This is a genomic window from Streptomyces aurantiaciflavus, from assembly GCF_049808595.1.
Taxonomy (GTDB): domain Bacteria; phylum Actinomycetota; class Actinomycetes; order Streptomycetales; family Streptomycetaceae; genus Streptomyces.
The window spans coordinates 118,964-134,353 of the sequence record NZ_JBNCAQ010000006.1 but is presented as its reverse complement, the minus strand read 5'-3'; the positions used below and the strand labels follow the sequence as shown (position 1 = coordinate 134,353).

Below are 15,390 nucleotides of genomic sequence, written 5' to 3'. Positions count from 1 at the left end.
GGGGGGGGCCCCCGCCCGGCCCCGGGGGGGGGGGGGGGCGGCGGGGCCCGCGCCCCCCCCCCCCCGGGGCGAGTGCCGCGACCTCCCACAGCCGCAGCCCGACGTGGTACGCGCCGGACTCGTCCCGCTCCAGGGCGCCCCACTCGGTGAGGGCGGCCACCAGCCGGTGCGCGGTGGTGAGGGTCAGCCCGGCCCGGCGGCTGATGTCGGTGAGGGACAGCGCCGGGTGCGCGTGGTCGAACGCGGCGAGCACGGACAGCAGCCGGTCGGGCGCGGAGCGGGTGGCGGTCATGGCAGGAGGTTCCTCGACTTCACTGTCTCTGCTGCGACTTCACGGTCACTGCGGTGTTCCTTCCCGCGCGGGGGCGGCGGATCGCACGGGGGCGGGGTCCAGCGCGTCCGTGTGCGTCTCGCGCAGCCGCCACACGGTGAGCGCGGTGATCGCGGCACCGCCGCACAGCAGCAGCGAGACAGGTGTGCTCCCGCCGCCGTTGGAGGCCAGCAGGCTGCTCGCGATGAGAGGTGAGAAGCCCGCGCCGATCAGTGTCGCCGCCTGGTAGCCGAGGGAGGCGCCGGTGTAGCGGACCCGGGTGCCGAACATCTCGGTGAGCAGGGCGCCCAGCGGCCCGTACATCGTGGACTGGGCGACGCCGTGTCCCAGGGCCAGGGCGAGGATCAGCAGACCGGGGGAGCCGGAGTCGACCAGCGCGAGCACCGGGAAGGCCAGCGCCGCGGAGGCGACGGCACCGGCGAGGACCACCGGCCGGCGGCCCACCCGGTCGGACAGCGCGGAGGCGGCGGGCAGCACCAGCAGGGCCACGCAGGAGGCGATGGTCACGGCGGCGAGGACCTGCGGTCGACTGTAGGCACCGTGTTCACGGTCGACCGCATACGAAATCATGAATCCCGTCAACAGCGACTGCGCCGTGAACGCCCCGATGCCGACGCACGCCGCGAGCACCACCGGTTTCGGCCGGCGCAGCACCTCCAGGACGGGCGGCCGGTCGAGCGGCTCGGGCTTGCGGAACAGCGGGCTCTCCGCCACCCGCAGCCGGACGAACAGTCCGACGGCCAGCAGGACCACGCTCAGCAGGAACGGCACCCGCCATCCCCATGTACGGAACTGGTCGTCGGGCAGAGTCGAGACGAGGGTCACCACACCGGCCGACAGGACGGAGCCGAGCGGGGCGCCGAGCTGGGTGGAGCTGGACCACAGGCCGCGCCGGGATCCCTCGGCGTGTTCGGCGTGCTCGACGACCATCAGGGTCGCGCCGCCCCACTCGCCGCCGATCGCGAGCCCCTGCACCACCCGCAGGGCGACCAGCAGCACGGGCGCCCACACGCCGATCGCGTCGTACGTCGGCAGCAGCCCGATGAGGAAGCTGCCGCAGCCCATCAGCGTCATGGTCAGCAGCATCATCGACTTGCGGCCGAGCCGGTCGCCGAAGTGACCGAAGACGAGACCGCCCAGCGGGCGTGCGACATAGCCGGCGGCGAAGGTGCCGAAGGCCGCGATCGTGCCGACGGCGGGGTCGGCCCGGGGGAAGAACAGGTCGCCGAAGACGAGTGCGGCGACGGTGCCGTAGACGAGGAAGTCGTAGAACTCGACCGTGGTGCCGAGCAGTCCGGACAGGGCGACGCGGCGCAGCTGCGCGGACTCGGGGGACGGTGGGCGGGGGGTCTTGCGGGATGGCTGCACGAGGGCTCCCTGGGGACGAGGGGCGGTGGGGGGTGCAGAGGTGCCGGTGCCCGGTGAAGTTAGGCAGCCATCGCGCGGCCGTCAATCATTTGCACAACATCAGTTGAGGCCGTCCTCCGCGACACGCAGCAGCAGGGCGTGCAGCGTCTCGCGTTCGGCCTGGTCGAGAGGGGCCAGCAGCTCGTTCGTCACGCGCAGCCCCGCCGCGTCGGTGCCGCGCAGGAAGGCGCGGCCGTCCTCGGTGAGGACGACGATCCGGCTGCGGCGGTCGTCCGGTGCCGGGCGGCGTTCGGCGAAGCCCAGCTTCTCCAGATCGTCGACCAGACCGACGATGGCGCTCGGGTCGTAGCCGAGCCGTGCGCTCAGCTCGCGCTGGAGCGCGCCCTCGGCGGTGGCCAGGAACCGCAGCACCGCGTAGTGGCGCAGACGCAGCCCCGACTCCTGCAGGAACGTGTTGAACAACTGCCCCGAGCGCAGGCCCAGGCGGTAGAGCAGGTAGCCCGTGTCCGCGTGCAGCCCGCGCATCCACGGCTCGTCCGCGTCGATCGGGGTGGCGGCGTTCACGGTGTCGTGCTGGCGGGCGATGGCGGGCTCCCTGGTCTCGGCCCCTGGGGGCGGGTTCGTCGTGGCAGATTCCAGCATGGCGCACCCGCAGGTTGGCAACAACTATTGACGACAACAATTATTGCTCTTAGCTTCGATCTCGCGGAGCCGCACCGCGGACGACCCGCGAGCCGCACCTCGTGCGTCTCCGGCCGCGCCCCTGGGCGCCTCAAGCCGCACCACCCGTGTCATCGCTCACCCGTGTCACCGCTCACCCGTGTCACCGCTCACCGCGTGAAGGGATTCCTCCCGTGCCCAGCATCGATCTCACCGGCAAGGCCGCCGTCGTCACCGGCAGCGGCCGGGGCCTCGGCCTCGCCTACGCGCACGCCCTGGCCGCCCACGGCGCCTCCGTGGTCGTCAACGACGTCGACGAGGAGGTCGCCGAGCAGGCTGTGAAGTCGATCACCGAGGCGGGCGGCACGGCCGTCGCCGAGGTGGTCCCCGTCGGCACGACCGAGGCCGCCGAACGCCTGGTGAACCGCGCGGTCGAGGAGTTCGGGCGACTCGACGTCCTGGTCACCAACGCCGGCATCCTGCGCGACAAGGTGCTGTGGAAGATGACCGACGACGACTTCGACGCGGTGATCGCCACCCACCTCAAGGGCACCTTCACCTGCGCCCGCGCCGCCGCCGTCCGCATGCGCGAGCAGGGCGAGGGCGGCACGCTGATCCTGGTCGGCTCCCCGGCCGGCCAGCGCGGCAACTTCGGCCAGACGAACTACGCCGCCGCCAAGGCCGGCATCGCCGCGTTCGCCCGCACCTGGTCCATGGAGCTGGCCCGCGCGAACATCACCGTCAACGCGATCGTCCCGGTCGCCGCGACCGCGATGACCGAGACCATCCCCGCCTTCGCCCCGTACATCGAGGCCATGAGGAACGGCGAGCCGCTGCCCGCCTTCCTGCGCAAGGGCGAGGGCTTCGGCACCCCCGAGGACTGCGCGGCCCTGGTCCCGTTCCTCGCCTCCGAGGCCGCCCGCTCCATCACCGGCCAGGCCATCGGCATCGGCGGCGACAAGGTGGCACTCTGGTCACATCCGCAGGAGATCCGCGCGGCCTACGCCGACGGCGGCTGGACCCCCGAGAGCCTGGCCGACGCCTTCCCCACCTCGGTCGGCGCCGAACTGCAGACGGTCGGCATCCCGGCGCCCAAGTTCCCGGAGGCGTGATGGAGCGCTCCATGAACGTCGACGACCTCGTCGCCATCGACGTCCACACCCACGCGGAGGTCTCCTCCAAGGGCCACTCCTCCCTCGACGACGACCTGCACGACGCCTCCTCCGCCTACTTCAAGGTGGAGGGCAAGCGGAAGCCGACCATCGAGGAGACCGCCGCCTACTACCGCGAGCGGAAGATGGCCGCCGTCATCTTCACGGTGGACGCCGAGTCCGCGACCGGCACGGCCCCCGTCCCCAACGAGGAGGTCGCCGAGGCGGCCGCCGCCAACGCGGACGTCCTCATCCCCTTCGCCTCCATCGACCCCTTCCGGGGGAAGGCGGGTGTGCGGCAGGCCCGCCGCCTGGTCGAGGAGTACGGGGTGAAGGGCTTCAAGTTCCACCCCAGCATCCAGGGCTTCTTCCCCAACGACCGCGCCGTCGCCTACGACCTGTACGAGGTGATCGAGGAGACGGGCACGATCGCCCTGTTCCACACGGGCCAGACCGGCATCGGCGCCGGCGTCCCGGGCGGCGGCGGGATCCGCCTGAAGTACTCCAACCCGCTGCACGTGGACGACGTCGCCGCCGACTTCCCGCACCTGAAGATCATCCTGGCGCACCCGTCCTTCCCCTGGCAGGACGAGGCCCTGGCCGTCGCCACGCACAAGCCGGGCGTGCACATCGACCTGTCCGGCTGGTCGCCGAAGTACTTCCCGCCGCAGCTCGTGCAGTACGCGAACACGCTGCTGAAGGACAAGGTGCTCTTCGGCTCCGACTTCCCCGTCCTCACCCCCGACCGCTGGCTCGCCGACTTCGACAAGCTGACGATCAAGGACGAGGTGAAGCCGAAGATCCTCAAGGAGAACGCCGCCCGTCTGCTCGGGCTGACCACACCGTAAGGGGCGTGAACGATGCGCAACGAGGGACTGGGGTCGTGGCCCGCACGCCGGGCCCGCAAGACCCCGCACCGCACCGCCCTGGTCCACGGCGAGCAGTCGACCGACTACCGCACCTTGCACACACGCACCACGCGCCTGGCCCACGCCCTGCGCGCCCGGGGCGTCCGCCGCGGCGACCGCATCGCCTACCTCGGCCCGAACCACCCCTCCTACCTGGAGACCCTGTTCGCGGCCGGCACGCTCGGCGCGGTCTTCGTCCCCCTCAACACCCGCCTGGCCGGCCCCGAGATCGCCTACCAGCTCGCCGACTCCGGCGCCAAGGCCCTCGTCTACGGCCCCTCCCACGCGGGCCTGGTCGCCGGGCTGCCGGGCCACACCGACGTGCGGACCTACGTCGAGGTCGGCGCCGAGTACGAGGAGGCGCTGGCCTCGGCGGCGGACGAGCCGATCGACGAGCCGGTCGGCGCCGACGACACCTGCATCATCATGTACACCTCGGGCACGACCGGCCGGCCCAAGGGCGCCATGCTCACCCACGGCAACCTGACCTGGAACGCGATCAACGTCCTCGTCGACACCGACCTGATCGCCGACGAACGCGCCCTGGTCTCCGCGCCGTTGTTCCACACGGCCGGGCTGAACATGCTGACGCTGCCGGTGCTGCTGAAGGGCGGCACCTGTGTCCTGGTCGAGGCCTTCGACCCGGAGGCCACCTTCGACCTGGTCGAACGGCACCGCGTCACCTTCATGTTCGGGGTGCCGACGATGTTCGACCAGATCGCCCGCCACCCCCGCTGGCCGGACGCCGACCTGTCCTCCCTGCGCATCCTCACCTGCGGGGGCTCCCCGGTCCCCACCCCGCTGATCGCGGCCTACCAGGAGCGGGGGCTCACCTTCCTCCAGGGCTACGGCATGACCGAGGCCGCCCCCGGCACCCTCTTCCTGGACGCCGGGCACGCCATCAGCAAGTCGGGCTCGGCCGGTGTCCCGCACTTCTTCAGCGACGTGCGGGTCGTCCGCCCCGACCTCACGCCCGTCGAGGTCGGCGAGACCGGCGAGGTGGTCGTGCGCGGACCGCACGTCATGCCCGGCTACTGGGGGCTGCCCGAAGACACGGCCGCCTCCTTCGGCGACGGCTGGTTCCGCAGCGGGGACGCCGCCCGGGTCGACGAAGACGGTTACGTGTACATCGTCGACCGTATAAAGGACATGATCATCTCCGGTGGGGAGAACGTCTACCCCGCCGAGATCGAGGATCTGCTCCTCGCCCACCCCGACATCGTCGAGTGCGCGGTCATCGGCGTACCCGACGAGAAGTGGGGGGAGGTGCCGCGCGCGGTCGTCGTACCCCGCGAGGGCACCGCGATCGACCCCGACGAGGTGCTGGCCTCCCTGTCCGGCCGCCTCGCCAAGTACAAGATCCCCAAGTCGGTGGTGGTCGCGGACGCACTCCCGCGCACCGCCTCCGGCAAGCTCCTGAAGTCCCGGGTGCGCTCCCGGTACGGCACCGACCCCGCATCGACTCCCAAGTGAGGAACGGCAATATGAGCATCACCGTCAACGGTCTCGACGAGCTGAAGAAGCTGGCCGGCAGCGATCTGGGCGCCAGCGAGTGGATCGAGGTCACCCAGGAGCGCATCGACACCTTCGCCGACGCCACCGGCGACCACCAGTGGATCCACGTCGACCCCGAGCGCGCCAAGGACGGCCCCTTCGGCGCCCCCATCGCGCACGGCTACCTCACCCTCTCCCTGTTCATCCCGCTGTTCACCGAACTGCTGGACGTCCAGGGCGTGACCACGAAGGTCAACTACGGCCTGAACAAGGTGCGTTTTCCCTCCCCGGTCAAGGTGGGCTCCCGCATCCGTCTGGTGGGGCGGCTCGCCGAGGTCGAGGAGGTGCCGGGCGGGGTGCAGATCACCGTCGACGGCACGATCGAGATCGAGGGCGGGGCCAAGCCGGCGGCCGTGCTGCAGAGCCTGTCGCGGTTCTACGCCTGACCGAACGCCTGACGGGCGCTCACCGGGGGTAGCCGGTAGTCTGACAGGGATCGTCAGCCGAATCGGTGTCGCATCACCCCGTCGGGGGCATGATTCGTCCCGCGTGGTGGTCCGACTGGCTGTACCGTGCTGGCTGACCGTCTGCTCTTTCCATCGCGTGGGTACTCATCACCACACCCCACCCCTCCGGATCAGGGAATGCCGTGACCATTCCAGCAAGAACCACTGCGAGCACCACTGTGCAGTCGGTGGTCGCCGCCACGTCTCGTCAGGCCGCGTTGCGTCTCGACGCTCCGCACGACCCCAGGAGTGCCCGAGGTGTGCGCCGTGCCCTCTCGGCCACGCAGGCACGCAGAGGGGCAGGGGTCACCTTCCAGTCGTCCATCTGAGGACGTCCGTCCGAGGACACCCCACACTTCGTCATGACCGGTCCGATCGTTCCGCTTCGGCAACTCGTTCTCAAAGTGCACAGCAGATGCGATCTCGCCTGCCGGCACTGCTACGTCTACGAGCACGCCGACCAGAGCTGGAGTACCCGGCCCAGGGTGATCTCGCCAGAGACCGTCTCCTGGACGGCCCTCCGGCTGGCGGAGCATGCCAAGGACCATCAGCTCGCCTCCGTTCAGGTCATCCTGCACGGAGGCGAGCCGCTGCTCGCCGGGCCGGCCCGGTTACGGAGCCTGTGCGAGGAACTGGTCACCGCCGTGCACGGCGTGTGCGCGCTCGATCTGCGGATCCACACCAACGGCGTCCAGCTCAGTGAGCGCTACCTCGACCTGTTCGCCGAGTTCGGCGTCCGGGTCGGCGTCTCCCTCGACGGCGACCGCGCCGCGAACGACCGGTACCGGCTCTTCGCCGACGGCCGCAGCAGCCACGACAAGGTGCTCAGGGCGATCGCCCTGCTCGACCAGGACCGTTACCGCCATCTGTTCGCCGGCCTCCTGTGCACCGTCGACGTACGCAACGACCCCGTCGCCGTGTACGACGCCCTGGCCGAACTGCGGCCCCCGCGCATAGACTTCCTCCTGCCCCACGCCACCTGGGACACGCCGCCGCTGCGGCCCGACGGCGCGGCCACGCCGTACGCCGACTGGCTGCTCGCCGTGCACGACCGGTGGAGCGCGCGGGGCCGGCCGATGCCGGTGCGGCTGTTCGACTCGATCGTCAGCACCCTGGGCGGAGGGGCCAGCCTGACCGAGGCGATGGGACTGGAGTCGGCCGACGTGGTCGTGGTCGAGACCGACGGGACCTACGAGCAGGCCGACTCGCTGAAGACGGCGTACGACGGCGCACCCGTCACCGGCAAGGACGTCTTCCACCACACCCTCGACGAGGTGGCCCGCCATCCGGGCATGGCCGCCCGGCAGCACGGCCTGGACGACCTGTCCGCGCAGTGCCGTACGTGTCCTGTGGTGCGCTCGTGCGGGGGCGGGCTGTTCGCCCACCGGTACCGGGGCGACGGCACGGGGTTCGACAATCCGTCGGTCTTCTGCGCGGACCTGAAGGAGCTGATCGTCGCCATCGACGCCCGGACCGGCGCCAGTGCGCACCGGCCGATCGAAGGCTTCGACGCCCTGGCCGAGGGCGGCGACGACGGGACGGCCGTACGCCGTCTCGCCCGCGAACGGCAGACCGTCACGCGCGACCTGCTGAGCCTCCTCGACCGCGAACTCGGTGCGCGCGCAGGCGCGTTGTGGGCCGGGGCATGGCAGCTCGCCGTAGAGCTGGGGCGCGAGGACGAGCCTCTGCTCGCTCCGCTTCTCGCCCACCCCTACACGCGAGTCTGGGCCGTCCGCTGCCTGGACGGCGCCGCCTCGCCCGACCACCTGGCCTCCCTCGTCGCCTCCGTGGCGCTTGCGGCGGGCAGCGCCGACCGGGTCACGGTGCCGGTCCACGACAGCTATGCGTACCTTCCGGGGCTGGGACGCACCCGCGTGCAAGCGCAGGGCGTCACAGTCGAGTTGACGTCCCATCAGGTCTCGGAGCCCCTGCTCCGGCTGCGCACCGACGGACTGGACGTCGTCCTCGACGACCTCGATCCGCACCGCGACTGTTTCGGCGCCCCGGTCAGCCCCCGCCTGACCGAGGAGGAAGCCGACCGCTGGCGGCACATCCTGCCGCAGGCGTGGGCGCTGATCCGCGGGGCCCTGCCCGGGGTCGCCGCCGGCATGGCGGAGGGCGTGCGGGTCGTGACCCCGCTCGCCGCGCCCGCGGACCCTCGACGCACCCACGCCGAGGGAGGGTTCGCCGCCCTCGGCCTCCACCTCCACGCCGATCCCGTCCAGGTCGCCGTCGATCTGGTCCGCGGTTTCCGGCTGGGCGTCCTCGACGCCCTGCTCGACGTGTGCGATCTCTACGACGAGTCGGACGCCCGCACCGGCGTGCTCCTCGCCGACACCTACGCGCGCACGGCGACCGACGCGCTGCGCCCCGAACCCGAGTCGGCCCGCCGGACCGAGGCGCAACTGCGGGAGCTGTCGGCCGCCGGGTCCCTGACCCCGCTCGGCCGGCGGTTCGTCGACGGCATGGGGCGCCGCGCATGACGAGCGGCCGGCCGCTCACGCAGGCCTTCGAGGCGCTCGGAGTCCGCCCCGGGGAGACCCTGCTGGCACACGCCTCCCTGCGCCGGGTCGGCGCCGGCCCCGAGACGGTCCTGACAGCCCTGCTCGACGTCCTCGGCCCCGAGGGGACGCTGGTCGTCCCGGCCTTCACCGCCGGCAACTCCGACACCTCACCGGCGTACCGGGACCGCACTCGTGACATGACGGAGCGTCAGCGCGCCGTGTACCACGCGGAGATGACGCCGTTCGATCCACTGCGCACGCCCTCGCAGGGCATGGGGCGGCTGGCCGAGGCGGTGCGACTGCACCCGGACGCGGTGCGCAGCGCCCATCCCCAGACCTCCTTCGCCGCCGTCGGCGCCCGGGCCGGTGAGCTGCTGGCCGGCCACGACGAGGAGTGCCACCTGGGCGAGACGTCCCCGCTCGCCCGTCTGTACCGGGCTGGCGCCCGCGTGCTGCTGCTCGGCGTCGGACACGAGGTGTGCAGCGCCTTCCACCTCGCCGAGTACCGCGTCCCCGACCCGCCCCGGCGCACGTACCGCTGCGTGGTCCTGCGCGACGGTGAGCGGCGCTGGACCGCGTACGAGGACGTCGCCCTGGACGACGGCGACTTCGGCGCGCTGGGCGCCGACTTCGAGCAGCACGACACCGCCCGGCCCGATCCGGTCGTCCGCGGCGGTCCCGTCGGGGACGCGCAGGCCCGGCTGTTCCCGCTGGGCGCCGCCGTGGACTTCGCCGTCGGCTGGCTGGCCGGAAATCGACCCGTCCGCGTTTTCACGGACCCGTCACAAATCGCTGCGAGGTTCCTACACTGAGTGTCCGCCCCCGCGGGACGGGGCGGGGACGGGATCGGGGGATCGCGTGCAGCCGATGGAGCCGACGGGGGAGGACGCCACCGCCCCTTATTTCTTCCTGAGTTACGCCCACATGCCCCGGGACGGTCTCAACAACGGCAACCCGGACCTGTGGGTGCACCGCCTGTTCGACGAACTCTGCGAGCACATACGGAACATGACGGCGCATCCGGGGGCGCCGGGATACATGGACCGTTCGATCCGGGCCGGAGAGATCTGGCGGCACGAGCTCGCCCACTCGCTGGCCGGCTGCCGGGTGTTCGTGCCGCTGTACTCGCCGCGGTACTTCATCAGCTCCTGGTGCGGCAGGGAGTGGACCGCGTTCGGCAGCCGCCCGGCACGCTATCGCGTCGAGGGACAGCGCGGCCTGCCCAGCGCGGTGGTGCCCGCGCTGTGGGCGCCCGTGCCGTCCCACCGGCTCCCCGACTGCGTCAGGGAGGTGCAGTACACACATCCCGAACTCGGTGAGCGCTACCGCACGTTCGGCCTGTACGGGCTGGCCAAGCTGAGATCGTTCCGCAGCGACTACCAGAAGGCCGTGCTGCACCTGGCCCGGCGCATCGTCGAGGTCGGCGAGAGCGTCGTCGTGGAGCGCGGCGCCCCCGACGGCCTGGCCGCCGCGCACGACGCCTTCGCGCCCCCGGTCCCCGCGAAGCCGACGACCGGGCGCAGCCTCAGGATCAGTGTGGCGGCCGGCTCCCTGAACCGGTTGCCGGAGGGACGCAGCCCCGACTACTACGGCCCCTCACCGCTCGACTGGAACCCCTACCACCCCGCCTCCGACCAGCCGCTCGCCCAGGTCGCCGCCGGTATCGCCGAGCGCCTCGCCTTCCGTCCCGACCTGCGCGAGTTCGACCACACGGCCGACGCCGCCGACGGACCGGAGGTCCTGCTCCTGGACCGCTGGGTGCTGCGCGACGCCGAACACCGTGCCCGGCTCGGCGAGTTCGACGGCAGCGACCGGCCGCCGACCGGCCTGGTGGTGCCGTGGAACGAGACCGACCCCGACAGCGACGAGGCCGAGTACGCACTCGCCGCCCACGCCGAGGCCGCCCTGCCGCGCAGGATGCGGCAGGGCCGGCAGGCGTGCAGACCAGCCGTCCGGGGCGTCCCCGACCACCGGTCCTTCAGCGAGGTGCTGCCGCACGTCGTGCACTGGGCGGAGGGCGAGTACCTCAAACGGGCCCAGCCCCGGCCCCCGTCCGGCCCGAGCCCGGAGCGCTTCCGGCTGTGCGACCCGAACAGCGGGGACAGCCGGGGCAGTGAGGAGAACCGCGGCAGTGAGGAGTACCGCGGCAGCGGAGAGAGCCAGGACAGCCGGGAGAACCGGGGCAGCGAGGACCACCGGAGCAGCGGAGAGGGCCGGGGCAGTGAGGACAACCGCGGCAGCGGGGAGCACCGCGGCAGCGGGGACTGCCGATCACAGGGACACCGCCGGGACGCCGAGGAGGAAGACCGCGATGAGCAGCCTTGACGAACAAGGCGGCCCCGCAGGCCGCATCGTGACGTTCTACTCGTACAAGGGCGGCACCGGCCGCACGATGGCCCTCGCCAACACCGCCTGGATCCTGGCCGCCAACGGCAAACGCGTCTTAGCCGTGGACTGGGACCTGGAGGCGCCCGGCCTGCACCGCTTCTTCCACCCCTTCCTCGATCCGGCCACCCTCGGCGCCACCACCGGCGTCATCGACCTGCTCAAGGACTACGCCTACGCGGCCACCGACGACGGCGACACCGAGGAGCGGCCGCCCGACTGGCACCGGGAATACGCCCGTGTCCAGCGCCACGCCGTCTCCCTGGACTGGCCGTTCCCCGAACCCGGCACGCTCGACCTGGTCTCGGCGGGACGGCAGAACCGCGACTACTCGTCGATCGTCTCCACCTTCGACTGGGACAACTTCTACGACCGGCTCGGCGGCGGCCTGTTCTTCGACGCGCTGCGCGAGGACATGCGGCGCAACTACGACTACGTCCTCATCGACAGCCGCACCGGCCTCTCCGACATCGCCGACATCTGCACCGCCCACCTGCCCGACGTCCTCGTGGACTGCTTCACCCTCAGCGACCAGAGCATCGACGGCGCCTCCGCCGTCGCCCACGACATCCACGACCGCTTCCGCAGCCGCCGTATCCGCATCCTGCCCGTGCCGATGCGCATCGACGAGGGGGAGAAGGAGAAGGCGGACGCCGGGCGCGCCCTGGCCCGGGCGAAGTTCGACGGATTCCCCTCCGGGATGACCGAGGACGAACTCACCGGCTACTGGGGGTCGGTGGAGGTCCCGTACCGCCCCTACTACGCCTACGAGGAGACGCTCGCCACCTTCGGCGACGAGGCCGGCAACGCCGGTTCCCTGCTGGCCGCCTTCGAACGGCTCACCGGGGTGATCAGCGAGCAGGCCGTCACCGCGCTGCCGCGCATGCCCGAGGACGTGCGCGAGGGCATCAAGAAGAAGTTCACCCGCCCCCGCCAGACGCTCCCGGCGGATCTGCACCTGAGCTATGTGTCGGAAGACCGCATGTGGGCCGACTGGATCGCCGTCCTGCTGTCCCGGGCCGGGTTCAAGGTGTCGCTGAAGTACGTCGGCGGCGAGGGCGACGGCGCCGAGAAGCCCGCCGACCGCACCGTCTTCGTGATCTCCCCGGCCTACCAGCGCTCGGCCAGGGCCCGCCAGGTGTGGGAGGCGGCCACGGGCGGCGACCCCTCCGGCCGCCGTCAGGTGGTCGCGGTCCGGGTCGGCGACCTGCGTCCCTCGCCCACGTTCAGCGAGTGGCCGTCGGTCGACCTGGTGCGCACCAACGAGAAGAACGCGGCCTCCGCGCTGCTGCGGGCCCTCGGCAAGCCGCTGCTGCCGGCGGAGCTGACCGACGACTCCGCCCTCACCGACGCCCGCTTCCCGGACACGGTGCCCAGGTTCTGGAACGTCTCGCCGCGCAACGCCTCCTTCACCGGCCGCAGCGCGCTGCTGGAACGGCTGCGCAACGGCCTCGGCCGCAGCGCCTCCGGCGGCTCCCCGGCGCCGTACGCGCTGTACGGTCTCGGCGGCGTCGGCAAGACACAGATCGCGCTGGAGTACGTGCACCGGTTCGCCGCCGACTACGACCTGGTGTGGTGGATCCCCTCGGAGCAGAACGAGCTGATCGTCTCCTCCCTGGCGGAGCTGGCCCGCAAGCTGGGACTGCGGGCCGGCGACGACGCCGCGCAGGTCGCGCAGGAGGTCTGCGACCATCTGCGGCAGTCGAGCTCGACCCTGCGCTGGCTGCTGGTGTTCGACAACGCCGACGAGCCGCAGGAGGTCAAACGGCACTTCCCCGGCGGCGCCGGCCATGTGCTGGTCACCTCCCGCAACCACTCCTGGCTGCAGCACGGCGAGGTCCAGGCCCTCGAGATCGACCCGTTCCTGCGCGAGGAGAGCGTCGAGCACCTGCTGCGCCGGGCCGCCGACCTCACCGCCGAGGACGCCGACCGGGTCGCCGCCGCCGTCGGCGACCTGCCGCTGGCCCTCGACCAGGCAGGCGCCTGGCTCGCCGAGACCGGCACCCCCGTCGACACCTACCTCGCCGAGCTGGAGGAACAGGCCGAGCGGGTGCTGTCGCTGAGCCAGCCGGCCAACTACCCGGAGCCGGTCGGCGCCACCTGGAACGTCTCCATCGAACGCCTGAAGGAACGCTCCCCGGCCGCCGTGCGCCTGCTGCAGCTGTGCGCCTTCTTCGCCGCCGAACCGATCTCCATGAACCTGCTCTACGGCGACGAGATGACGAGCGTCCTGGCCAGGGAGGACCCCGCGCTCCAGGAGAAGATGGTGCTCGGCCGGGTGATCCGTGAGATCGGCCGGTTCGCCCTCGCCAAGGTGGACCGGGCCACCAAGTCGATCCAGGTGCACCGGCTCGTGCAGGCCGTGATCCGCTCCCAGCTCGCCCCCCAGGAGCAGGAGGAGGCCCAGCACGTCGTGCACCGCATTCTGGCCGGCGCCCGGCCGCCCGGCGAGGAGCCCATCGACGACCCGGAGAACCAGCCCACCTTCGCCGCGATCTGGCCGCACCTGGAGGCCTCGGAGGCCAGCATCTGCGACGAACCGCAGACCCGCCAGCTGCTCATCGACCGCGTCCGCTACCTGTGGAAGCGCGGCGACCTGAACGCCGCGCTCTCCTTCGCCGACGGCCTGCGCACCCTGTGGGAGCGCCAGCTGGCCGTGAGCCGCGACAAGATCCCCGCACTCGAGAAGAAGGAGAAGAAAGAGCGGGAGGAGCGGGAGGCGAGGGCGGGGAACGGGGAGAGCGCGCAGCGGGCGCAGAGGTCCCGGCCGGCCGAGGGGACGGCCGGCGAGCGCGATCCGCGTGCGCCCCGCACGCTCGCCGAGGAGCGGCGCTACGCCACGGAACTCCAGACCCAGCTGCTGCACCTGCGGTTCCACATCGCCAACGTGCTGCGCTCCCTGGGCAAGTACGTCGAGGCGGAGCAACTGGGTTCCGACACGCTCGCCCAGCAGCGGGCCCTGCTGCTGCCCGGCCATCCGCACATCCTGATGACGGCCAGCGGGCTGGCCACCGACCTCGGCAGCATCGGCCGGTTCGACGAGGCCCTGGAGATGGCCACCGAGGCGTACAACGGCTTCAAGGAGAGCTTCGGCGAGGACCACCCGCGCACCCTCAGCGCCAACAACAACCGCGCCGTGTGCCTCAGACTCCTCGGCCGCTACACGGAGGCCCGCGACGTCGACCAGGAGATCTACGACCGGCGCCGCAACGACCTCGGCGCCGAGCACCCGCACACCCTGATCAGTGTCACCAACCTGGGCCGAGACCTGCGCGAGACGGGTGAGTACGAGACGTCGATCTCCCTGCTGAGCAGCAGCTACGAGGCGTATCTGGGGCTGTTCGGGCAGGTCTACCCGGAGACCCTGCGCACGGCCAAGAGCCTCGCCGTGTCGCTGCGCAAGGCCGGTCGGGTGGACGAGGCACGGGCCCTGACCCACCAGACGCGCGAGTACTACCGGCTGCGCGACACGCCCGCGACCACCCCGGACGTGCTGGACTGCACCCTGAACTACGCGACCGACCTGTACTTCACGGGGGCGCGCGACGAGGCCCTGGTGCTGGCGCAGGACATCGTGCGGCAGTACCGCACGGCGCCCGGGGAGCGGCATCCGGCGACCCTGGCCGCCGTCAACAACCTCGGCATCTTCCTGCGGGGTGCGGGCGAGGTGAGCAGGGCGCGGGCGCTGATGGAGAAGAACTTCGCCACGCTGCGCGCCGTGCTCGGCGACCGCCACCCCTACACGCTGGCCTGTGCCGTCAACCTCGCCAACGTGCTGGCGGAGCTGGACGAACTGGGGATGGCGGAGGAGCTGGAGCGGATGGCCGTCGCCGGGTTCCAGCCGGCGCTGGGTCACCGGCACCCGGACACCGTCGTCTCGCGCGCCAACCTGGGGGTGACCCTGCGCGCGCTGGGCCGGATCCCGGAGGCCGACCAGCTCCAGGACAGCGCGCGGGCCGACCTGGCGCGGCTGCTCGGCGAGGAGCATCCGCACACGGTGACCGTGCGGGAGGGCAAGCGCATCCACCGGGACCTGGAACCGCCGATGGTGTGAGCGGCCCTGGGGGCCTGTCGCTCGGATCA

11 protein-coding genes are annotated in these 15,390 nt (G+C 71.8%); 8 read left to right on the top strand and 3 right to left on the bottom strand.

Translation table 11 applies throughout. From position 1 onward, the window contains the following. The 3 genes from ACPT94_RS08665 to ACPT94_RS08655 form a co-directional block, all read right to left on the bottom strand. Positions 1-292: helix-turn-helix domain-containing protein (locus ACPT94_RS08665; protein ID WP_425245569.1), on the bottom strand; the 292-nt coding region annotated here is incomplete at its 3' end. Positions 293-337: 45 nt separating this feature from the next. After that, a complete protein-coding gene (locus tag ACPT94_RS08660; RefSeq protein ID WP_360341293.1) occupies positions 338-1,699 on the bottom strand; it encodes an MFS transporter in 1,362 nt (453 codons plus the stop codon). A gap of 99 nt (positions 1,700-1,798) precedes the next feature. Then, positions 1,799-2,341: a MarR family winged helix-turn-helix transcriptional regulator gene (locus ACPT94_RS08655; protein WP_360341290.1), complete on the bottom strand. Its 543-nt coding sequence runs from the start codon at positions 2,339-2,341 to the stop codon at positions 1,799-1,801. A 212-nt stretch (positions 2,342-2,553) separates the two neighbouring features. Between ACPT94_RS08655 and ACPT94_RS08650 the strand changes: the two genes are divergently transcribed. From ACPT94_RS08650 to fxsT, 8 genes are all read left to right on the top strand, one after another. Next, positions 2,554-3,471: an SDR family oxidoreductase gene (locus ACPT94_RS08650; protein ID WP_360341287.1), complete on the top strand. Its 918-nt coding sequence runs from the start codon at positions 2,554-2,556 to the stop codon at positions 3,469-3,471. Positions 3,472-3,482: 11 nt separating this feature from the next. Continuing rightward, positions 3,483-4,358, top strand: a complete 876-nt coding sequence (locus ACPT94_RS08645; RefSeq protein WP_360341284.1) for an amidohydrolase family protein — start codon at positions 3,483-3,485, stop codon at positions 4,356-4,358. 12 nt (positions 4,359-4,370) lie between these two features. Continuing rightward, positions 4,371-5,891, top strand: a complete 1,521-nt coding sequence (locus ACPT94_RS08640) for an acyl-CoA synthetase (RefSeq protein WP_360341281.1) — start codon at positions 4,371-4,373, stop codon at positions 5,889-5,891. Between the two features lie 11 nt (positions 5,892-5,902). Beyond that, entirely contained in the window at positions 5,903-6,358 is a 456-nt protein-coding gene (locus tag ACPT94_RS08635; RefSeq protein ID WP_189932668.1) for a MaoC family dehydratase, read from the top strand. 422 nt (positions 6,359-6,780) lie between these two features. Further along, a complete protein-coding gene (locus ACPT94_RS08630) occupies positions 6,781-8,901 on the top strand; it encodes an FxsB family cyclophane-forming radical SAM/SPASM peptide maturase (protein WP_425245568.1) in 2,121 nt (706 codons plus the stop codon). Further along, on the top strand, positions 8,898-9,734 hold the full coding sequence (locus ACPT94_RS08625; RefSeq protein WP_425245567.1) for an AAC(3) family N-acetyltransferase: 837 nt from the start codon (positions 8,898-8,900) through the stop codon (positions 9,732-9,734). Before ACPT94_RS08630 ends, ACPT94_RS08625 begins: the two co-directional genes overlap by 4 nt. A gap of 55 nt (positions 9,735-9,789) precedes the next feature. Then, positions 9,790-11,247 (top strand): TIR-like protein FxsC, encoded by a 1,458-nt coding sequence (locus ACPT94_RS08620; protein WP_425245566.1) that lies wholly within the window; start codon positions 9,790-9,792, stop codon positions 11,245-11,247. Beyond that, positions 11,234-15,361, top strand: a complete 4,128-nt coding sequence (fxsT, locus tag ACPT94_RS08615; protein ID WP_425245565.1) for an FxSxx-COOH system tetratricopeptide repeat protein — start codon at positions 11,234-11,236, stop codon at positions 15,359-15,361. Before ACPT94_RS08620 ends, fxsT begins: the two co-directional genes overlap by 14 nt. The last annotated feature ends 29 nt before the right edge of the window (positions 15,362-15,390 follow it).

Bases quoted from the DNA above. Each gene is read 5' to 3' on its own strand.
- ACPT94_RS08655 (WP_360341290.1), bottom strand. From the start codon at position 2,341: ATGCTGGAATCTGCCACGACGAACCCGCCCCCAGGGGCCGAGACCAGG.
- ACPT94_RS08645 (WP_360341284.1), top strand. From the start codon at position 3,483: ATGAACGTCGACGACCTCGTCGCCATCGACGTCCACACCCACGCGGAG.
- ACPT94_RS08640 (WP_360341281.1), top strand. From the start codon at position 4,371: ATGCGCAACGAGGGACTGGGGTCGTGGCCCGCACGCCGGGCCCGCAAG.
- ACPT94_RS08635 (WP_189932668.1), top strand. From the start codon at position 5,903: ATGAGCATCACCGTCAACGGTCTCGACGAGCTGAAGAAGCTGGCCGGC.
- ACPT94_RS08630 (WP_425245568.1), top strand. From the start codon at position 6,781: ATGACCGGTCCGATCGTTCCGCTTCGGCAACTCGTTCTCAAAGTGCAC.
- ACPT94_RS08625 (WP_425245567.1), top strand. From the start codon at position 8,898: ATGACGAGCGGCCGGCCGCTCACGCAGGCCTTCGAGGCGCTCGGAGTC.
- ACPT94_RS08620 (WP_425245566.1), top strand. From the start codon at position 9,790: ATGGAGCCGACGGGGGAGGACGCCACCGCCCCTTATTTCTTCCTGAGT.
- fxsT (WP_425245565.1), top strand. From the start codon at position 11,234: ATGAGCAGCCTTGACGAACAAGGCGGCCCCGCAGGCCGCATCGTGACG.